Here is a 20,059-nt window from a genome sequence, read left to right on the forward strand (position 1 = left end):
CGATGCAGCACCGTCTTGAATTTCTCGATCTGCAGGCCTTCATCCAGGTCGCGGAGCTGGGCTCCTTCCATGAGGCGGCTCAGCGTCTGCACCTGTCGCAGCCTGCGCTGTCACGGCGAATCCAGAAGCTCGAAGAGTTGCTGGAGGTGGGCCTGCTCGAGCGCACCACCCGGCGTACGCGGCTGACGCCGATAGGCGCCGACTTTCTGCCTCGGGCGCGACGGATGATCGAAGAGTACGAGTCCTCGATCCTCGGTATCCGGGAGCTGGCCACCCACCAGACCGGCACCGTGACCATCGCCTGCCTGCCGACCGCTGCTTTCTACTTTCTGCCAAGCGTGATCAGGGGGTTCAGCGAGGCCTGGCCGGGCATCCGTATTCGTATTCTGGATGTCAGCGCCAATGAGGGTCTCGAGAAGGTCATCAGCGGCGAGGCCGACTTCGGCATCAACATGTTCAGCGCCCAGCGGCCCGAGGTGTCTTTCACCCAGTTGATGAGAGACCCCTTCGTCTTGGCGCTGCGCTCCGATCACCCTCTGGCGGCCAGGGAGCAAATCGAGTGGTCAGACCTCGAGCAGGTGCGGCTGATCACCGTCAGTCGCGACAGCGGCAATCGCACCCTGCTGGACAATGCGCTGTCCGCCGAGGGCATCCACCTCAACAGCTTCTACGAAGTACAGCATCTGTCCACCTCGCTGGGGCTGGTGGAGTCGGGCCTGGGGGTGGCGATTCTGCCGCGCATGACCATGCCGGGCCCGGATCACGAGATCCTGTGTTCGCGGGAGCTGCCGGAGCCACGCATCCAGCGCACCATCGGCCTGGTACGCAGCAACGTGCACAGTATCTCGGGCACCGCCCAGCTGTTTATCGATCTACTGCTGGAACAGTGGAAGCATTCGTAGGCGCAGCGAACCGCATGGCCATCTATCGCCGATTCAGTATGGATTCAGGTTCTTGCGCTACAAACAGAGGGAGACACCCAAAACGGAAGGATGACGTCATGCGCAGCACACTGATGGTGGTCGCTCTTGGCCTGTTGTCGACCCAGGCATTGGCAGGTCCCGGCCACGCTCAATCGGAGGCCATGGACCCCGATCAGGCGGATCGCACCATCGCCGTCGAGGCCGGCGATATCTGGTTCGATCCGGAAAGCTTGAGCGTTGCCTCCGGGGAGGTGGTGGCCTTCGAGGTCACCAACAGCGGTCAGCTCGAGCATGAGTTCGTGATCGGCTCCGCCGAGGCTCAGAACGAACACCGCAAGATGATGCGTGAGATGGCCTCGGGGGGAGGGCATGGCATGCACGGTGACGGCCACGACATGAGTCAGATGCACGGCGCCATGAACATGCCGGCGGTGACTCTGGCGCCGGGAGAAACCAGAACGCTTGTCTGGAAGGCGCCGGAGCAGGGGGCATCGCTGACCTTCGCCTGCAATGTACCCGGACATTTTGAAGCGGGCATGCATGGCACCCTGAGTGTGGGAGAATAGGCGGCAAGCCTGGGACGGGGCCACCCCGTCCGGCTCGAGTGAGGCGTGGCATGCCGGGGCCCGCTGGCAGGGAGATGATGGTGATGAAGCTGTTGCTGGTCGAGGACGATGACCTGCTCTGCGAGAGTCTGAAGGATACGCTGGATGATCATGGCTATCGCGTCGACGTAGCCGAGCGACTGAGCGTGGCAAAGGCGCTGTTGCACAGCGAAGAGTATGCACTGATGATTCTGGATATCGGCCTGCCCGATGGTTCGGGGCTCGACTGGCTCGAGTTCCAGCGTGAACACGGCCTAGGCCTTCCGGTGCTGATCCTGACGGCTCGCGATGCCTGGCAGGACAAGGTGGACGGCCTGCGTCGGGGGGCTGATGACTACCTCACCAAGCCCTTTCACGAACAGGAACTGCTGGCGCGGATACAGGCGCTGCTGCGGCGGCGTACCGAATTGACGGCGCGGCTGATCGTCAATGGCATCCGCCTTGACGAGGAGCAGCGCCAGGTCAGTTGCGCGGGAGGCCCATGGCAGACGCTTACCGCCACCGAGTTCTGCCTGCTGCGCTACCTGATGCACCACCCTGACCGGGTGCACTCCAAGACGAAGCTGCTCGATCAGCTCTACGCCCTGGAGCAGGATGCCCCGGCGCCCAATCTGGTGGAGGTCTATATCGCGCGCCTGAGGCGTCTGCTGGGCAAGCATGTCATCCAGACCCGCCGAGGCCAGGGGTACGTGCTTGTTTCGCATTAGACGCAATAGTCTCCGTCTGCGCCTGCTGGTCAGCCTCGGGGCGGTGTCCCTACTGGTCATGGGATTGACCTGGTTCATGCATGGCCTGCTGCTGCGCGAGACCGCGCGGGACTTTCTGGGTGATCGACTGCGGCAGGAGGCGGAGTATCGCCTGGCGCAACTGCGTCAAGCCGCAGACCCGGTACCGGCCCCCACCTTGCCCTCGAGCCTGTCGGCCGAGGTCTTTCATCACCTGTACGTGCTCAAGCGCGGCGAGATCGTCACCACCTCCCATCCGAGCTGGTTGTCGGCGCTGACGCCCCATCTGGATGGGCCTGACAGGTCGCTGCTGGATGTGCACCTGGAGGGGCGTCACCTGCTGGTGTTGAGGCGAACCTTTACGGTGGACGGTAGGCCTGGGGTGCTGCTCATCGGTGAATCCTTCGACAGCGTCGAGGAAGGCCTTGCGGCACTGCACTGGTGGATTGGCGCCATCGCAGGTCTGGTGCTGCTGGCTCTTTCGCTGCTTAACGGGTTGGCGGTCAATGCCGCCCTGCGGCCACTGGATCTGTTGCAGCGCCAGCTGGCCGAGCTGCGAAGTGGTCAGCGACAGCGTGTCAGAATGAAGGTGCCGCAGGAGTTCCGCCCTCTGGTCTCGCAGCTTAATCGTCTGATGGACAGCCAGGAGCGCCGATTGGTGCGTTCGCGTAACGCCGTTGCCGACCTGTCCCATGCGCTCAAGACCCCTCTGACCGCGGTGATGCAGGCGCTGCGCAGCAAGCGTGAGCTTGATAAATCCCGCCGTGAGCGTCTGCTGGAGCGGTTGACGCTGATGCAGGAGTTGATGGAGTCCCACCTGCGTCAGGCGCGTCTGGCGGGCCCCGGTGGCGGCCAGCACACCCGGGTCAAGCGGGAACTCGACCAGCTTTTTGACATGTTTCGAAGCCTGTACCCCGACAAGCGCTTCGTCATGGCCCTCGGGGACGCCGAGGATGCCTGCATCGAGATGGAGCGACAGGACTTCCTGGAAATGATCGGCATCGTGCTCGACAACGCGGGCAAGTGGGCCAACCAGTCGGTGTGGCTCGCGCTGACGTTGGGGCGATGTCTAGAACTGAAGATCCAGGATGATGGCCCCGGAGTGGCGGCGGAGTTGCTGCCGCTGTTGGGCCGGCGAGGGCAGAGGCTGGATGAAGGGCGGCCAGGCAACGGCATTGGCCTGTCGATTCTGCTTGAGCTGGTCGAACAGTACCGGGGAGAGGTCGGCTTTCAGCCGGCGCCCAGCGGTGGACTCGAGGTGACCATCCGCTTGCCGTTGGCGCTGGCGTCAACCTCCGAGAGAGAGGCCGTGCGTTAAGGATTCAGCTGGCTTTCAGCTTGGCGATGGAAGATGGCAGAAGTTCATCGCACAGGAAGACAGCACCCATGTCGACGACACTTCTACCGCCACATCGGCTATCACGACGAGGATTCATCAAGGGAAGCGCAGCCCTGGGAATCGGCACCGCCGCCCTCGGTCTGGCGCCTGCCTGGGCCAACCCCTGGGGACAGACTTCGAGTTACCCCAAGGGGGTGGAAAGCGGTCCGGATATCTCGCTGGCCATACGTCGCCAGAGCGTGCCCATCGCTGGCCAGTCTGCACGGCCGATTACCCTCAACGGCACCAGCCCTGGCCCCCTGATCCGGCTCAAGGAAGGGCAGGACGTGACGCTGCGGGTGACCAACCTGCTGGACGAGCCCACCTCGATTCACTGGCACGGCATTCTCCTGCCGCCGGAGATGGATGGCGTCCCCGGCGTGAGCTTTGCCGGCATCATGCCGGGCGAAACCTTTACCTACCGCTTTCCCCTCCGTCAAAGCGGCACCTACTGGTACCACAGCCACTCAGGACTGCAGGAGCAGATTGGCCATGTGGGCCCCCTGGTCATCGACGCCGAACAGCGCGAACCCTTTCGCTATGACCGCGAGCACGTGCTGCTGCTGACCGACTGGAGTTTCGAGGACCCCTCGACCATCTTCCACAACCTGAAGACCGGGGAGGGGTACTACAACTTCCAGGAGCGCACCCTGGGTGACTTCATCGCCGATGTGGACCGTCAGGGGCTCGCCTCCACCTGGGAAGCGCGTGCCATGTGGGGCCGGATGCGCATGAGCTCCCGTGATATCGCCGATGTTACCGGCGCCACCTACACCTATCTGCTCAACGGTCATTCACCCGATGACAATTGGACTGCCCTGTTTCGCCCCGGCGAGACGCAGCGGCTACGTGTCATCAATGGCTCCGCCATGAGCTACTTCGACGTGCGGATTCCGGGGCTCGAAATGACGGTGGTGGCGGCCGACGGCCAGCCGGTTCGGCCCGTGCCCGTCGAAGAGTTCCGCATCGGGGTGGCTGAAACCTATGACGTTCTGGTGACGCCGAAAGACGATGTGGCCTACACCATCTTTGCCGAGTCCATGGACCGAAGCGGCTTTGCCAGGGGGACCCTGGCGCCGCGTATGGGGATGGTGGCGCCGGTGCCGGAACGCCGACGTATCGCCGATCGAGGAATGGAGGCCATGGGAGCCCATGACGGCATGGATCACGGCTCGATGGCCGGTATGGATCACTCGAGCATGGCGGGCATGGATCACGGCTCGATGGCCGGTATGGATCACTCGAGCATGGCGGGCATGGATCACGGCTCGATGGCCGGTATGGATCACTCGAACATGGGCGGCATGGATCACGGCTCGATGGCCGGTATGGATCACTCGAACATGGCGGGAATGGATCACGCTCAGATGGACAGTACGGAGAGCGCCACTGGTACAGCCATGCTGCCGGTGGGCGTGGCGCAGCCAGGCTCCCGCCTCGATCAGCCTGGAATCGGCCTGGATGCCCGCGAGCGTCGTGTGCTGGTGTATCAGGACCTGAAGGCCATCGCGCCCTGGCCTGACCGTCGTCCTCCTGGTCGCGAACTCGAGCTTCATCTGACCGGTAACATGGAACGCTACATGTGGTCCTTCGACGGCAAGAAATTCAGTGAGGTCTCGGGGCCGATCCACTTCGACAAGGGCGAGCGTCTGCGCCTCATCCTGGTCAATCGCACCATGATGGAGCACCCGATCCACCTGCACGGCATGTGGATGGAGCTGGAGAATGGTGCCGGTGAGCTGATTCCGCGCAAGCACACCCTGAACGTCAAGCCAGGCGAGCGCCTTTCTGCACTGATCACGGCGGATGCCGAGGGTAGCTGGGCGTTCCACTGCCACCTTCTTTATCACATGGACGCCGGCATGTTCCGCGTCGTCAAGGTTGCCTGAGGAGAGATGACGCATGGAAATTCGTGTGGGCCGTATTTGCCTGGCAACGCTATCTGGTCTGGCATTGTCGTCGCTGGCGCTGGCTGAGGATGGCTACGACGCGCCAGATCACTGGCCGTCGCCCATGCAGGAGCATCTGCGTGGCTCGGTGCTGGTCGACCGTCTGGAATACGTCTGGCCGTCTGAAGACAGCGAGGCAGTAACCTGGGATTTTCAGGCCTGGTACGGAGGCGACGTTCATCGCGTCTACCTGAAGGGGGAAGGGAACAATACCCAAGGGGATGGCGAAGATGCGGAATTTGAATCGCTGGATCTGCTGTATAGCCGACTGATCGCCGACTTCTGGGAGCTACAGGGAGGGCTTGGCTACCAGGGCGGGCTTGGCAGCGATGACCATCCCGAGCGCTATTTCGGCGTGATCAGTCTGCAGGGACTGGCGCCCTACCGGTTGGAAACCGAGCTGGATCTTCGTGTCAGTGACGATGGTGATACCTCCTTGAGTCTGGAGCAGGAATATGATCTGCGACTGACCCAGCGGCTTTATCTGCAGCCTCGCCTGGAAATGGAAGTGGCGTTCGATGATGCCGAGGAGTTCGGTGTAGGGGAGGGATTCAATTCCTTGCGCACCGGCCTGCGCCTTCGCTATGAGCTACATCGCAAGTTCGCGCCCTATATCGGCGCCTATTGGCAGAAACTTTATGGCGATACTGCCGATATGGCGCGTGATGAAGGCGATCAAGTGGAAGACACCGCAGTGGTTGCCGGGCTACGCGTCTGGTTTTGATGCCTCTACGCCTACGGTTGCCATTCAGGCCGCTGGCGGGATCTGCTTCACTACGCCGTTTTTCAATGTTTCAGCGTAGATTAAGCCAGATGACACATCATGAAGGTGCCAACATTCAAAGGAGGTAATCGTTATGAAATTGTGGCAACACATGATGGGTGTAGCTGTCCTCGTGGGCGTTTCTCTACCGGTATGGGCTGCGCAGGGCCATTCGCAGGAAGCCGAAATCTTGCGGCAAGGTGTGTCTGCCACCCAACAGCTTCGTGGTGCACCCGTGCGTTACCGGTTGCCGATCGAAGAGGAAGGAATGATCGTCGTCAGCAGTGAACATCTTGCCAGCGACTCGAGTCAGTCGATGAGTATCGAGGGAAGGCTGTATTCCCCCGCGGGGCAGCTGGTGGCCAGCGACGCGGACAACAACGGCCACTTCCTGCTGGAGGAGCCTGTCACTCCCGGAAACTATGAGCTTGAAGTGCGAGGCAGTGTGCTTGGCAGCGCCAATGAAAACAGTGGTCGCTACAGTCTGCATGTCGGCTTCGAATAAACGTTGCATCGTGCCAGAGAAAACCCGCCAGGCAATGCCTGGCGGGTTTTTGCTGCACGTCTGGAGCCGTCAGGTCAGGCGTGTCTTACATTAACAGTGCCTTGGCCGGCATCCACAGGCCCATCAGCAGCATGATCAGGTTCTCGCTCAGGGAAACGAAGCCCAGGGGAACGTTGCTGTTGCCGCCGACGCAGGCGCACTTGAGTTCGCGCTTGTCGATGTAGACCGCCTTGAACACCGAGATGGCCCCCACGGTACCGATGAACAGGGCCACAGGCGCGGCGATCCAGATCAGGCTGCCTGCCAGCATCAGTATCCCGGCCAGTGTTTCGGCGTAGGGGTAGATGTAGCCGTAGCGTACATCGCGTTGGGCCAGCAGGTCGTAGTTCAGGAACATGGTGCTGAAGCTTTCCACGTCCTGCAGTTTCTGCAGGCCCAGCAGAACCATGGCCGAGGCGACGGCGAACTCGATGGTGCGCACTGAGACCAGCGACTGGCCGGACACCCAGCCTACCGCCAGGCCGATCAGCAGGGCCGTGGCGAAGATGGCGATGACAGGACGGTAGCTGACTTCCTTGTCGCCGGGCACGCTCATGCCGAGGTAGCGGCGCAGTTCTTCGTAGCCGCCGATGCGCTCGTCGCCGATGTACACCTGGGGTGTGGTGTCCACGTCGGCTTCCTGCTTGAAGCGGTCGATGGCTTCACGTGACGTCAGGGTGTGGTCGTCGACCTGGTAGCCCTTGCGCTTGAGCAGCGACAAGGTCTTGAGGCCGAAGGGGCAGAGGTGATCCGCGGTCTTCATGCGATAGAGGCGGGCAGTGCTGGATGAGGCCCGCTGCGCCGGGCTTGCTGTGTTCGTGCTCATTTCCTCTCCCTGTGGTGGTTGAGAAAAGCCCAGACAGGCCAGGGTGGTTGCCCCTGAAGCTTCTGTCACTACTATGCAAGTTCGAGCATCTCCACCACAGACTAAAACCCTTGTGCGGCACAAGGGTCAAGGTGATACGGTCATCGGCTGGTCAGTCCTGGATAACCTGCGCAGGGGGATCCAGGTGGCGGGATATATCGGCTCGGGACCGGGCGATAGCGCGATCGACGAGCGTGGGGGCGATGGCGTTGATCAGCGCGAACAGGCGCTCCTTGCCGCCGAGGACGGCGCGACGCCGGCCACTTGTCAGCTGCGTGATGATGGCATCGGCCACGCGCTCGGGGCTGTCCACGGTATTGCCCAGGGCCTCGTTCATGGCCTCGGCGTCGGGGCCGTTCATGGCGGTCCGGGTGGCGCGGGGGGCCAGGTACTGCACTCGGACCGAAGTGTCTTCGAGCTCCCGGGACAGCGCTTCGGCGAAGCCCTTGAGGCCGGCCTTGCTGGCGCAGTAGGCGACATAGCCCGGGTGGCCGATATGCCCCAGCAGTGAGCCAACGAACAGCAGGTTGGCGCTGGGTTGGCCGAGAAACAAGGGCAGCAGGGCCTGGGTCAGCAGCAGGGTCGAGCTCAGATTGGTATCGAGCACCCGGATGACGTCGTCTGGCGAGGTTTCGCGAAACCAGCCGAGATGATTGATGCCGGCCAGGTGGACCAGCGTCGAAGGGCGCTGCTCGGGTGCTGCCTGACTTAGCTGGTCGAGTAGCCGCTGGCGGCCCATCGCGGTGGTCAGATCGACGCCAGCGACGAGGGTGTGTCTCGAGGCAGCCTTGCCAAGCTCGCCCGCCAGGGCGCTGAGCTTGCCCTCATCACGCCCTGCCAGCCACAGGCTGGCGCCTTCGGCGTCAAGCCGCTTCACCAGCGCCGAGCCGATGCCGCCAGTGGCGCCGGTCACCAGAATCCTGCGCTCGCTCAGTGATGGCATGAGTTTGCCTCCAGCGCTTCGTCCGTCCAGTGCTCGGCGTCTCGCAGGGCGGCGTCATGGACCGCGCCATAGAGGCGATAGAAGGCGCGGGCCGAATGGACGATCTGGGCCTGCTCCTCGGTGTCGGTGATGGTGTCCATCAGTTCGGCGAAGAAGGCCATATGGGAGATGTCCAGTTCGCCGTGGGAAAACAGGTAGTGGAAGGCGTCATCGGTCAGGCCCAGACTATCGCGGATGGCCCTGCCGGCGGCGCTGGCCGCCGAGGTGCTGGTACCCTCGAGCACCAGTACCATGCCGAACATGGCCAGCGGATGGCGCCGTCTGATGCTGTCGTAGGCGTAGGACACCATCCATTCCGTCTCGAACAGCGGTGGGCGTGAACGCGCGTGGTGCCGATCGACGCCGGTGGACTCGAGGTCATCGAGTATCCAATGTTCGTGGCCCTTTTCCTCGTCGATGTACTCGGCGATGGCCATGCGCAGGTTGTCGCGCAGCACGAAGTTAGGAGCGGACAATTCGGCGCCGCAGGCCATCATCAGTGAGACGGTGTGACGCACATGGTGATAGGCCTGGGCGAGAAAGGCGCGATATTCGGGCAGCGTGATCTTGCCGCCCTGGGCGCGCCCGATCAGTTCCCCTCCCATCAAGGCTTGGCGTTCGTCTTCGGTGGCAGCGAGCAGGTGGCGGTAGAAACCGTCGGGCTTGCCGTTGTCGACAGGTGGCGAGGTGACGATCGGGGTATCGGTCAGCGTGTTCATGGGGGTGGGGGTTCCTGTGGGTATGAAGGGAGGCCGTCGGCGGCGGAGGAAAGCGCTGCTGACACCTGCTCATGGCCGGGGAAGGTTCTGGCGACAAGCCGCTCGATGTCGCAGCGGCGGCGGAGCTGAATGCTGGCCCGGCGCAGGCGTCCGTTGGCGGTCAGTTCGTTGCTGGCGATCGACAGCGGCTCGGCGACGCCTGGCAGTTGCCGTAGCAACGACTGCCAGCCGCGGACCCTGGCGTAGTCGGGCAGGCGCTGATTGAGCGCGGTGATGTGGGCTTCCAGGCGGGGGGGCTGGATAGCGGCTGAAGGACTAAGGAGCGCCAGCACCCCCGGCAAGCCTTCGCCGAAGACGAAGGCACGATCGATACCGTCGATAAGCTCGAGCTCCGCCTCGAGCCACTCGGGACAGAGATTGCGTCCGTTCGACAGGATGATGACGTTGCGCTGACGCCCGTCCAGGCGCCAGTGACCGTCCGCCAGGCGGTGACCGAGATCTCCGCTGGGCCAGGGCATCTCGGTTGACGGAAGGTGATGATCGGACCCTAGGTAGCCGAGCATGCGACGACCGTGGACCAGCAGTTGCCCCTGCTCATCGGTGCTCAGGCGCAATCCCTTGAGGGGGCACCCGACACGGCCATCCTGGGGCTCGTCTGGGCGGCTCAGACAGACCACCGAGCCCATCTCGGACATGCCGTAGCCCTGGGCGACAGGGAGCCCCTGCTGGGTTGCCTGTTCGAGCAGGCGGCGGGGCACCTGGCCCCCGCCCACGGCGACTAGCGACAACACCTGTTGCCACCCGTTTGCCGCAGAATGATGTGAGGCCAGGTGAGTTAGCGCCTTGAGCAGCCCCGGTACCAGAATCAGGCTGTCGGGTCGCCGCTTGGCCAGCCAGCGCTGCCACTGGTCGGGGGCTAGCGTACCGCTGCCATGTAGCCTGGTAAGATCGGGCGTATCGATAACGATCGTGGCTCCTCGCCAGAGGGCGAAGAGTGCGCCGGCCAGATGTTCGAGCAGCACCGCCATGGGCAGCACCACGCCGTGACGATGGAGGGGAACACCTGCAAGGCGCTGTTCCAGTCCTTCAATGACCGACTCGAGATGAGGCCCGGACAGGCAGACCCCCTTGGGGGTGCCGGTGGTGCCGGAGGTAAAGGTGATCAGTCGCGTTCCGTCCGGTAGTGGTGCGGGCGTCGAGGGGCGCCGGAACAAGGCGATGGACAGGCCGGCCGGAGCGTCGAGTGGCTGGCGCTTGAAGTCGTTTGCGCGGGCAGATGGTAGCCAGGCGTCCAGCGGGCTGTCCTGCGCGATCAGAAGCCCGTCCAGCCCGGTGGTATCGAGCAGGTGGTTGAGCTGTTGTTCGCTGAAAAATGCAGGTATCGGGGTGATCGGCAGGCCAGCCCGCCAGGCAGCGAGCTGGGCGACCAGCCAGCCAGGAGAGTTGTGACCCAGCAGGCCCAGGTGAGAAACGCCCGACTGCTCGAGTTGGTGCGCGACAGCGTCGGTGGCGGCCTCCAGTTGCCGGGCGGTAAGTCGGATGTCGGCGCCATCCGGGGTTTGCCCGAGCAGGCTCTCCGCATCCGGCGACAGCCTCGCCCTTTGGCGCAGGCGCTGGTGTAGCCTATCCATGGGGCATGTCCCCGGCCGCCGAGCAGGCGTGGACATGGGGTAGCGCCGGTACGGGATCTGCCGCCTCCGGGGCAAGCTGTGCTGCGCCGGCGAGAAGCAAAGCGCCGAGCGGGGTGGCGCGCATGCTGTTGGCCACCTCGAGGGGGCGAATCACCACGACCCTGGGGTCCCGCTCGTAATACCGTCCCCAGTCCACAGGGTTGTCCAGGCAGTGGCGATGGGCGCGACCGATCGTGTCCATCTCGATGCCGAGCCGGGCGAGGCCGTTGCGCACGTCCCTGGATGCCGTCACCACCAGCCAGTCGATACCCAGTCGCTCGAGCACCACCACCAGCGACAGCATCAGCCGTCGGCCGGCGCCTGGCGATGCGCTGGCCAGGGCGCCGACCTCCATGACCTGGTGGCGCGGCGGCGCAAGGTCGCAGAGGCCACGAGTGGCGAGCACCATCTCGACAGGTGCCTCGAGGTAGTGTTCCACCATGAGAGGGCCTTCATCGGCACGCCTGAGCCCCGTGGTGGCGACGAGCGCGCCATGGTGGTCTCGCAGTGTCAGCAAGCGCTGGTAGGGGTTGCTGATGGAGGCATTGTGATGGAGACGATAGACGTTGGAGATGAAGGCGTTTGCCTCGCCCAGCCGCTCCGGGGACGCCCAGCACAGTCCCGAGGGCATGTCCGGCTCGGGAGCATCCGTGTGGGCTGTCGTCTTCGAGGCCGATGCTGCGATTGCCGGGGCCATGTCATCGCGTCCTTGAAAGAGGAGTTGATGGCTAGGCTAGGCTGCCTAGCTTAGCGAAAACTTAACGTTCGCAGATGACTAACCTGTAGCGCGCACAGGTGGCCTGAGTGGACGCAAGAGATGGTGCTAGGCTGATCCTGCAGGGTCCGGTAAAGGAGGTATCCATGTGCGGCCGTTTCGCCTGTTACACACCTTTTGCTCAGCTTGCGGCGCTGATGCGCTTGCCGGTGGCGCCGCGCCTGCCCGAGCAGGAGCCGCCACCTCGCTACAATGTCGCGCCGGGCACCTGGATCACGTCGCTCGCCATGGACGGGGAGGGCATACCTTCCTTTACCTCGATGTGGTGGGGCTATCGACCCCACTGGGCCCAGGCCGGGGCGCCGGAGCCGATCAACGCCACCGTGGAGAAGGTCGCTACCTCGCGCTATTTTCGTGGGGCCTTTGCTCGCCATCGCTGCCTGGTGCCGGCGGATGGCTGGTACGAGTGGCTGCCGGGCGAGACCGGCAAGCAGCCTTATTTCTTGTGTCGTGAAGATCGCGCGCCGCTGTGGCTGGCGGCGATCTTCAGTGAAAGGGACGACGGCAGGCCGGGCCTTGCCATCCTCACCGAACCCGCCCGGGGCTGCGCGAGTGAGGTGCACGCCCGGATGCCGCTGGCGCTGGACGACGGCAGCCTTGAACCCTGGCTCGATCCTGCCCTGACTGATCGCGACGTCATGCGCCAGACGGTGCGGCATCTACCCGCTGGCGCCTTCGAGGCATGGCCGGTCTCGACCAGGGTCAATCGGGCGGGAGAGGAAGGAAGGGACTTGATGCAAGCCGTCCAGGCACCGGGCTGAGCGTCGGATCTGAAGCGCCCATCTGCATGCCCTGGCTGCGGTGATGTTTCAGGTGCTGCGCGGCTTGTCCGCCCCGCGCCGATGGGCTAAGGTCGAAGGCGCATGGCACGGGGTGTCCCGCACGATAGCGGGGCTGAGAAACACCCGTCGAACCTGATCCAGTTCATACCGGCGAAGGGATGTCAGCGCAGTCGTCAGTCCAGGGGTCGGCGTGCGTTCCTCGCCTCGACCAAGGACCCGCCAGATGACCCTTTCCGACGCCTCACCCGCTACCTCCGCAAGCCCGCCCGCGCTTCCCATTCCCCGCCAGCTGGTCGTCGTCACCGGCGCCGGACGTGGCCTCGGGGTCAGCCTGGCGCGCAGTTTCCTCGAGCAGGGCGCGCGGGTGGTGGTCAACTATCGACGCAGCGAAGAGGGCGCCAACGCGCTGGTAGCCGACTATCCCGAGCAAGCCCTGGCGGTGGCCGCCGACGTCTGTGATCGCAGCGCCGTCGATGCCATGTTCGCGCGTGCCCGCGAGCACTTCGGCGCACCGGTCACCACCTTGATCAACAATGCGCTGCCGGACTTTGCCTTCAATGGCGACGCCCGCCCCGGTCCCGACGAGCTGACCTGGGAGCACCTCGATCATCAGCTTCAGGGCGTCGCCCGGGGTGCGCTGAACACGGTGCAGGCTTCGCTTGCCGGCATGCGTGAGGCCGGCTTTGGTCGCATCGTCAATATCGGTACCAACCTGTTCCAGAACCCGGTGGTGCCCTACCACGACTACACCGCCGCCAAGGCGGCGCTGCTGTCGCTGACGCGCACCTTGGCCCACGATCTGGGCCCGGACAACATCACCGTGAACATGATCTCCGGGGGCCTATTGCGCACCACCGATGCCTCCCGCGCCACGCCGGAGGCGGTGTTCGATCTGATCGCCGCCAGCACACCGCTGAGACGGGTGACCACGCCGCAAGAGTTTGCCGACGCCGCGCTGCTGTTCGCTTCGCCCTGGTCGCGAGCGGTCACCGGCCAGAACCTGGTGGTCGACGGCGGATTGGTGAAGGACTGATGGCCAACATGCACCTCAATCTGTTCATCATGGGCTGTGGCCACCACAAGGCGGCCTGGCGCCATCCCCGTTCCAGCGTCGAGCGCCTGGCCGATATCCGCTACTACGAGGAACTGGCGCGGCTCGCCGAGCGGGGTCGCTTCGATGCGGTGTTCTTCGCCGATGGCCACGCCGCGGGCAACATCGCCGACGGTCCGCTGTGGACCCTGGAACCGCTGACCATGCTGGCGGCCATGGCGCGGGCCACCGAACACATCGGGCTGATCTCGACCGTCTCCAGCACCTTCTATACGCCGTTTCATGCTGCACGCATGCTGGCCTCTCTGGACCATATCTCCGGCGGACGCCTGGGCTGGAACCTGGTGACCTCGATGTTCGACAGCGAGGCGCGCAACCATGGGCTCGAGGCCATGCCAAGCCACGCCGAGCGCTATGCCCGGGCGGAGGAATTCGCCAATACCGTGCTGGCGCTGTGGGACTCCTGGAGTGACGACGCCCTGGTGAGGGACCGCCAGGGCGATTACGTCGACGCCAGCCGGGTCAGACCCGTTCACCATCACGGCGAGCACTTTCTGGTGGATGGTCCGCTGACGGTGCCGCGTCCGCCCCAGGGCCACCCGGTGCTGTTCCAGGCCGGCGCCTCGGATCAGGGCCGTGACCTGGCCGCGCGATACGCCGAGGCCATCTACGCGGTGGCCTACGATCTGCCCTCCGCCCAGGCCTACTACAGCGACCTTCAGGCCCGGGTAAAGGCCGCCGGCAGACCGAAGGTCGCGATCATGCCGGGGCTCGTCACCTACGTCGGCTCCACCGAAGAGGAGGCCAGACGCAAGCAGCGGGAGCTCGACGAACTGTTGCCGGTGGACAGCTCCCGGCGCCAGTTGAGTCAGTTCATCGGTCAGGACGTGAGCGACTGGGAGCTCGACGCCCCGGTGCCCGAGCTGCCGCCACTGGAGGCCTTCAGCGGGCCCAAGGGGCGCTACGCCACGATTCTGCGGATCATCGAGAGCGAACGACCGACGCTTCGCCAGTTGCTGGGGAGGCTCGCCGCCGGTGGCGGCCACTGCACCATGGTCGGCACCCCGGAGCGTATCGCCGACGAGATGCAGCGCTGGGTCGAGCAGGGCGGGGCGGACGGCTTCAACCTGATGCCGCCATCGCTGCCGGACAGCATCGAGGACGTGGTCGAACAGGTCGTGCCCGAACTGCAGCGCCGCGGGCTGTTTCGACGCGAGTACCAGGGCCGCACCCTGCGCGACCACCTGGGGCTGGCGCGGCCTGGTCGCTGATGAGCCGGAACTGCCAGGGCCCCTGATCGCCAGGCCTTGAAACGACAACAGCGGGACGCGTCAGCACGTCCCGCTGTTTTTTATCACGCCTTGCCAGGCTGTCAGCGTGGCGGTGTCAGCTCTGGAAACGCCGCACCAGACTGCCCATGCGGGTGAAGTCATAGTCCTGGCGGGATGGCAGCAGCTTCATCAGCACCAGCGAGACCAGCACCGGCACGAAGGCCGCCAGCAGGAAGGATTCCAGCAGGGTGGCGGTACCGCCGCTGGGGGACGGGAACATCGCCAGCCCGGCGACCAGGCCCGCAGCGGTGCTGAGGACCGCGTTGCGCCCGTCGTAGCGGCGATTGAACAGACCGAAAAACACCGGGAAGGCCGCCGCCGAGCACAGCAGGTCCGCCAGCAGGAACAGATAGAGCACGCTGTAGCCCTGGGCCGCCACCCAGGTCACCGGCACCGCTGCGGCGACGATCAGCCAGCGTGCCAGGCGCATCAGGGTGGCTTCGCTGGCCTGGGGCAGCAGCCGGTGCATGTCGACGGCGATGATGCTGGAGGTGGCGTTGACGGTAGTGTCGGCGCTGCTCATCACCAGGGCCAGACCCAGCGGAATCAAGGCCAGGGCGAACCACAGCGGCACCTCGGACAGCAGCACGCTGAACAGCGCCACCGAACCGTCTCCCTCGAGCCCGAGGCCGACGAAGGCCAGGCCGAACAGGCCCATCAGCACGATCACCGGAAAGTTGAACAGCCCTGCGATCCAGAAGCCCCGCCGCAGCACCTTGCTGTCCCGGGCGGCGTAGATGCGCTGCCAGGTGCCCTGGTAGAACAGGCCGGTCAGCATCACCGCGATAAAGAACGTCAGACCGGCACGCAGGCCACCGGCATCGGTGACATCCAGCAACTGGGGCGCACGCTCCTGCAGGCCCTCGAGCGTCGGCGCGACGCCGCCGGCGGCCTGCCAGCCGAACACCAGCAGCAGCGCCAGCAACGGCAGGATCACCAGCATCTGTACCTTGTCGGTGAAGATGGTGGTGCGCAGGCCGCCGTAGAAGGTGTAGAGCAGGGTCGCGATCATCACCACGCAGGCGGTCAGCCACAGTGGGATCGGCGCCAGCAGGGTGACCATATGGGCGATCGCGGTGAGGCCTGCCGCCAGCGAGATGAACAGATAGAACAGCATGATCGTCAGGGTGAAGGCGTACATGGTGCGCCCGTAGCGATGGATCACGAACTCGGTGAGGCCGTGGCCTTCGGGGATCAGCTCACGCATGCGTCGTCCCAGCGGGATCATCACCAGGCGCGGGACCGTGGAACCCAGCGCATAGCCCAGTACCGCGCCGATGCCGCCCCAGGTGGCCGCCTGGGCGGGGCCGAACAGGATCCAGGTGCCTAGGGTGGTGGCCACCAGGGTCAACACCGTGGCGCGGGTGTTCTGGCTGTTGCGAGCCGAGATGTAGTCATCCAGGCCGCCCTGACGACGTCGGGCATAGATCAGGCCGGGGATGGCAAAGATGGCGGCGCACAGCAGAAGCCACAGCGCCGTCCAGGTGGGATCGAGCATCATCGAAAGAAGACCTCTTTCTTGTCGTTGTCCGCAGGGACCGGTGGACAGGCGGGACGAGCGGCGGACAGGAAGAAAGAGGAGATAACGCAACCATCCTTCCCTTCGCCGGCATGACCCGGATCAGGTTCAAAGGGTTACCGCGTGATGCGGAATCTCAGCCGTCAGGCTCCCCCAGGAATGCGCACAGCGTAGGACCGCCTCCGATGGCTGTCAATTGGCGCTTTGGCCGCAGCGACGGGGCGTCAGACGGTGGGCGAGGTGCGGAGGCTGTGCCAGCCATCGTAAAGCCAGTTTGCCGCTCGGCTTGGATCGATGTCAGCCATCGCCAGATAGCCATGACAGCAGGCCTCGCGGCTCGCTCGCACAATGGTCGAGGCGTCGGTGGCGTCCATCACCAGGGTGCGTCGGTGCCCGCCGCCGCCGCGCAGGAAGGGGGCCGCGGGAGCGCGCTGGAACTCGACGCCTGCCGGCAGGGGCGCTGTCGAGTGATGCGTGTCGGGGTGGTCTGGGGCGCACAGGATGACCTCGAAGCCGAGCCGTTGTCCCTGGCGCGCCAAGTCGGCATTGACCGGGGCGTGGCCGGTCAGCACCAGACGCAAGGCCGGCTGGATCAGCACCTCGACGACGTCGTCGCCGATCTGGACCAGCGGACTGGTTGGCGTGGGTCGCTGCAGGTTCATGGACGTACTGCCCAGGCTGACGCGGCGAATCAGCGATGGCTGGCCGGCGAGCGTTGCATGGATGACCTCCAGGTGCACCAGGGTCTCGCTGCTCGGTGACAGGCGCTCGACCAGGCAGGGGGTGCCATCGTTGGCGTTGTTGTCGATATTGACCAGGCAGGCGCCGCCGTCCCGCGCCTGGGACAGCAAGATGGGCTGTCCGGCGTACCCGGGGCCATCGGCATCGCTGGTGACGCTCAGGTGGGGGAAGGCGGGAGCAGGGGTATCCAGGCGCGTGCACAGCCAGCTGGTATCCCCGCGATTGGCCAGCGTCAGGGCGTGTTCGATGGCGACAAGGTCCTGGTGGTTCGTGGGCAGCTCCCGCGGCGGTGTCGGCGACGCCAGCATAACGTGGAAGCGGGCAAGCGAAATAATCCGGCATCTATAAGCATCTTTTCATAGGCTAGAGAAGACGGCACGCGAGCCGCCAGGGTATTGACCTGCTGCCGGTCCAGGGCAGGGCTTACGCAAGGAGTTGTCCTCATGGAGCGTTTTGCCTGGGTGGAAGAGGCATTGGTGTCGTCCGGAACGGTGCTGGTACGCCTGACGCCGGAGTTGCAGGTGCACGACGTGGTCGGTGATGCCGTGCGCGTGCTGGGCGAGCCTGGAGACGTCTGGATCGGGCGGGGGCTGGCAGAGCTGCCTGGCGAGGTCGCCAGGGTCGCCGAAGCCTTGGCATCCCGGGGTGTCGCTCACGCTGCCAAGCCTTCGATGCCGCTGGAACTGGGCGATGGTAGCTGCTGTCGCCTGGCCGATGGTGGGCTGGTGCTGCGACTGTCGGCTCGGCAGAAGGCAAGCCGCGGTGTCATCGCGCGGATGGCCGACCACCTGCCGGTGATGGTGGCCTACGTCGACCGCGACTTCTGCTTCCGTTTCAACAATCGTGCCTACCTCGACTTCATCGGCCAGCCTGCCGAGGCGCTGATGGGGCAGCCGGTGTCTTCGGTGCTTGATGCAGACTCCTACGCCAAGATCCGGCCACGTTTCGATCTGGCGCTGGCGGGGCAGGAGGTCAGCTACGAGGATTCCCTGGTGCTCCAGGACGGTCGCCAGATCTACTTCAAGGTCCACTATCTGCCGGACGTGGTGGAAGATGAAGTGATGGGCTTCTACGCCATCATCCAGGACGTCTCCGAGTATCGCTCGATGATCCAGTTGTTACGGGATGTCCATACCGGGGTAAATCGCACCGATATCGGAGTAACAGAGATCGTCGACATGCTGCTGCGTGACGCCTTGAGCTACCTGAGGCTGGATATCGCGCTGGTCAGTCAGGTCGAGGGGGAGTGTTACACGGTTCGCTGGGCGGCCTCGGATAATGCGCCAGTAGGGGCCGGCGACAGCTTTGCACTGGGTGACACCTACTGTCGGCTGACCCTCGACGCCGATGACGTCTTCCATACCCACCGCGCCGGGCAGGACGAGCGAGTCAAGGGCCACCCCTGCTACGAGAACTTTCAGCTGGAGACCTATATCGGTGCACCGCTGCGGATCCAGGGCAAGGTCTGGGGGACGCTGAACTTCTCCAGTCCGTCGGCGCGGCGGCACGCCTTCAGCGAGGTCGACATCGAGTTGGTCCGACTACTGGTCGGGGCCGTCGAACGTGTCATTTCCAACGAGATGGAGGTCGAGCGTATTCGCCTCGAACGTGATCAGCTGGAAGACCAGGCGATGACCGATGCCTTGACCGGACTCCCCAATCGAAGCCAGCTGGATCGCCACGTCACCCGCCTGATCGAGGAATGCGACAGTGGCGGGATGGTGTTCTCGCTGGCCGCGGTCGATATCGACTTCTTCAAGCAGGTCAATGATGGTTTCGGTCATTCGGCCGGTGACCAGGTGCTCACCTGGCTGGCGCAAACAGTAGCCAACTGCCTGCGTGATGGCGATCTGGTGGCGCGAACCGGCGGCGAGGAGTTCGTGGTGGTCATGCGGCGCACTGCCTTGCCCGAGGCGATCAAGGCGGCCGAGCGGGTGCGTCGCGCGGTGGAAGGGGGGGAAATTACCCTGTCGGATGGACAGACGATTCGCATCACCATCAGCATCGGCGTCAGCCAGTATCGCAAGGGGGAGGGGTTTGCACCGCTGTTCGAGCGCGCCGACCGGCGCCTGTACAGCGCCAAGCGTAGTGGTCGCAACCGCGTGTGCGCCGCGACGGACGGAGAGTCGTCGCAAGAGGCCTCCCGCGTCTAGTCGCTGAAACATGAAAAGAGACCTCTACTGAGCAAGGCGGTGCGGTGCTGAAGTGAATGCCACGGCGGGCGGATCGAGGATGGCCTCGAGAGATTGCAAGAGAAGCTTGGTAGCCGCTGTTCGACATGCTGAATCCTGCACCTGCGGAATCGAGAAGAATCTCGCAGTGTGGCTGATGTCATTCAGATGACGGTGGCGTGAAATTTTTTTACACGAAGTGCTTGCCAAGCCCGGCCCCGATCCGTAAAGTACGCATCCGCTGCCGGCGACGAGCAAACGTCACAGGCGGTAAAGGGTGGTAAAAGTGATTGTTTTGAAAAGGCTTTTTCAAGTCTTTGAAAAATTCTCCACTTGACGGGCAACGAGAAATCGGTAGAATGCTCGCCACTCGATCGGAGTCGCCAAGACGGCATCGCAGGATGCGCGTCAGGCTCGCTTCGCTTTCTTGGGTCCTGCAGGCATCGCTTGCACGGCGAAAAAAGAAAGCCTTGACGAAACGCTTCGATTCTGTAGAATGCGCCTTCCTCGCAGGGCGCTGCGCCAACAGGCGCTGCAAAGCGAGAAGCTCTTTAAAAATTGATCAG

General features: G+C 64.2%; 18 protein-coding genes and 2 riboswitches. Of the genes, 11 read left to right on the plus strand and 7 right to left on the minus strand.

The window, feature by feature from the left end; translation table 11 throughout:
• Window positions 1-2 precede the first annotated feature (2 nt).
• The 7 genes from C6W88_RS05075 to C6W88_RS21330 all read left to right on the plus strand — a co-directional run bounded on the left by C6W88_RS05075 (window position 3) and on the right by C6W88_RS21330 (window position 6,848).
• Entirely contained in the window at window positions 3-902 is a 900-nt protein-coding gene (locus C6W88_RS05075) for a LysR family transcriptional regulator (protein WP_045994126.1), read from the plus strand.
• A gap of 98 nt (window positions 903-1,000) precedes the next feature.
• Window positions 1,001-1,489: a cupredoxin domain-containing protein gene (locus C6W88_RS05080; RefSeq protein WP_108131725.1), complete on the plus strand. Its 489-nt coding sequence runs from the start codon at window positions 1,001-1,003 to the stop codon at window positions 1,487-1,489.
• An 83-nt stretch (window positions 1,490-1,572) separates the two neighbouring features.
• Window positions 1,573-2,235 carry a response regulator transcription factor gene (locus C6W88_RS05085; RefSeq protein ID WP_045994131.1) on the plus strand — a complete coding sequence of 221 codons (663 nt, stop codon included), beginning with the start codon at window positions 1,573-1,575 and terminating at the stop codon, window positions 2,233-2,235.
• Entirely contained in the window at window positions 2,222-3,571 is a 1,350-nt protein-coding gene (locus C6W88_RS05090) for an ATP-binding protein (RefSeq protein ID WP_231498537.1), read from the plus strand. The genes C6W88_RS05085 and C6W88_RS05090 overlap by 14 nt, the downstream gene beginning before the upstream one ends.
• Before the next feature lie 68 nt (window positions 3,572-3,639).
• Entirely contained in the window at window positions 3,640-5,520 is a 1,881-nt protein-coding gene (locus C6W88_RS05095; protein ID WP_108131726.1) for a copper resistance system multicopper oxidase, read from the plus strand.
• Window positions 5,521-5,533: 13 nt separating this feature from the next.
• On the plus strand, window positions 5,534-6,304 hold the full coding sequence (locus C6W88_RS05100) for a copper resistance protein B (RefSeq protein ID WP_108131727.1): 771 nt from the start codon (window positions 5,534-5,536) through the stop codon (window positions 6,302-6,304).
• A 133-nt stretch (window positions 6,305-6,437) separates the two neighbouring features.
• Window positions 6,438-6,848, plus strand: coding sequence for a hypothetical protein (locus tag C6W88_RS21330; protein ID WP_124802262.1), 411 nt, complete (start codon window positions 6,438-6,440; stop codon window positions 6,846-6,848).
• Between the two features lie 85 nt (window positions 6,849-6,933).
• On the opposite strand, the gene C6W88_RS05110 is transcribed toward C6W88_RS21330, so the two are convergent.
• From C6W88_RS05110 to C6W88_RS05130, 5 genes are all read right to left on the minus strand, one after another.
• The gene (locus C6W88_RS05110; RefSeq protein WP_197037071.1) at window positions 6,934-7,713 is read right to left on the minus strand and encodes a glutaredoxin family protein; all 780 of its coding nucleotides are present in this window, start codon (window positions 7,711-7,713) and stop codon (window positions 6,934-6,936) included.
• Between the two features lie 151 nt (window positions 7,714-7,864).
• Complete coding sequence (locus tag C6W88_RS05115; RefSeq protein WP_108131728.1) at window positions 7,865-8,695, minus strand: SDR family oxidoreductase; 831 nt, start codon at window positions 8,693-8,695, stop codon at window positions 7,865-7,867.
• Window positions 8,683-9,453 (minus strand): iron-containing redox enzyme family protein, encoded by a 771-nt coding sequence (locus tag C6W88_RS05120; RefSeq protein WP_108131729.1) that lies wholly within the window; start codon window positions 9,451-9,453, stop codon window positions 8,683-8,685. The genes C6W88_RS05115 and C6W88_RS05120 overlap by 13 nt, the downstream gene beginning before the upstream one ends.
• Window positions 9,450-11,084: an AMP-binding protein gene (locus C6W88_RS05125; protein WP_181248552.1), complete on the minus strand. Its 1,635-nt coding sequence runs from the start codon at window positions 11,082-11,084 to the stop codon at window positions 9,450-9,452. Before C6W88_RS05125 ends, C6W88_RS05120 begins: the two co-directional genes overlap by 4 nt.
• A complete protein-coding gene (locus tag C6W88_RS05130) occupies window positions 11,077-11,820 on the minus strand; it encodes a thermostable hemolysin (RefSeq protein ID WP_108131731.1) in 744 nt (247 codons plus the stop codon). Before C6W88_RS05130 ends, C6W88_RS05125 begins: the two co-directional genes overlap by 8 nt.
• Before the next feature lie 164 nt (window positions 11,821-11,984).
• On the opposite strand from C6W88_RS05130, the gene C6W88_RS05135 reads away from it, so the two are divergent.
• The 3 genes from C6W88_RS05135 (at window position 11,985) to C6W88_RS05145 (ending at window position 15,002) form a co-directional block, all read left to right on the plus strand.
• Complete coding sequence (locus C6W88_RS05135; RefSeq protein ID WP_108131732.1) at window positions 11,985-12,659, plus strand: SOS response-associated peptidase; 675 nt, start codon at window positions 11,985-11,987, stop codon at window positions 12,657-12,659.
• A gap of 98 nt (window positions 12,660-12,757) precedes the next feature.
• Window positions 12,758-12,856, plus strand: a riboswitch (TPP riboswitch).
• Window positions 12,857-12,903: 47 nt separating this feature from the next.
• Window positions 12,904-13,713, plus strand: a complete 810-nt coding sequence (locus tag C6W88_RS05140) for a 3-oxoacyl-ACP reductase (protein WP_108131733.1) — start codon at window positions 12,904-12,906, stop codon at window positions 13,711-13,713.
• Window positions 13,714-13,721: 8 nt separating this feature from the next.
• Window positions 13,722-15,002 (plus strand): LLM class flavin-dependent oxidoreductase, encoded by a 1,281-nt coding sequence (locus C6W88_RS05145; RefSeq protein WP_197037072.1) that lies wholly within the window; start codon window positions 13,722-13,724, stop codon window positions 15,000-15,002.
• A gap of 115 nt (window positions 15,003-15,117) precedes the next feature.
• Here the strand turns inward: C6W88_RS05145 and C6W88_RS05150 are convergent, their stop codons facing one another.
• Both C6W88_RS05150 and C6W88_RS05155 read right to left on the minus strand, forming a co-directional pair.
• A complete protein-coding gene (locus tag C6W88_RS05150) occupies window positions 15,118-16,563 on the minus strand; it encodes a sodium:solute symporter family protein (RefSeq protein WP_108131735.1) in 1,446 nt (481 codons plus the stop codon).
• Window positions 16,564-16,643: 80 nt separating this feature from the next.
• Window positions 16,644-16,746: riboswitch (TPP riboswitch) on the minus strand.
• A gap of 59 nt (window positions 16,747-16,805) precedes the next feature.
• Window positions 16,806-17,630 (minus strand): hypothetical protein, encoded by an 825-nt coding sequence (locus C6W88_RS05155; protein WP_108131736.1) that lies wholly within the window; start codon window positions 17,628-17,630, stop codon window positions 16,806-16,808.
• Between the two features lie 135 nt (window positions 17,631-17,765).
• Here C6W88_RS05155 and C6W88_RS05160 point away from each other — a divergent pair, with 135 nt between their 5' ends.
• Window positions 17,766-19,475, plus strand: a complete 1,710-nt coding sequence (locus C6W88_RS05160; protein WP_108131737.1) for a sensor domain-containing diguanylate cyclase — start codon at window positions 17,766-17,768, stop codon at window positions 19,473-19,475.
• Window positions 19,476-20,059 lie beyond the last annotated feature (584 nt).

Source organism: Halomonas litopenaei (assembly GCF_003045775.1).
In the GTDB taxonomy this organism is placed as follows: domain Bacteria; phylum Pseudomonadota; class Gammaproteobacteria; order Pseudomonadales; family Halomonadaceae; genus Halomonas; species Halomonas litopenaei.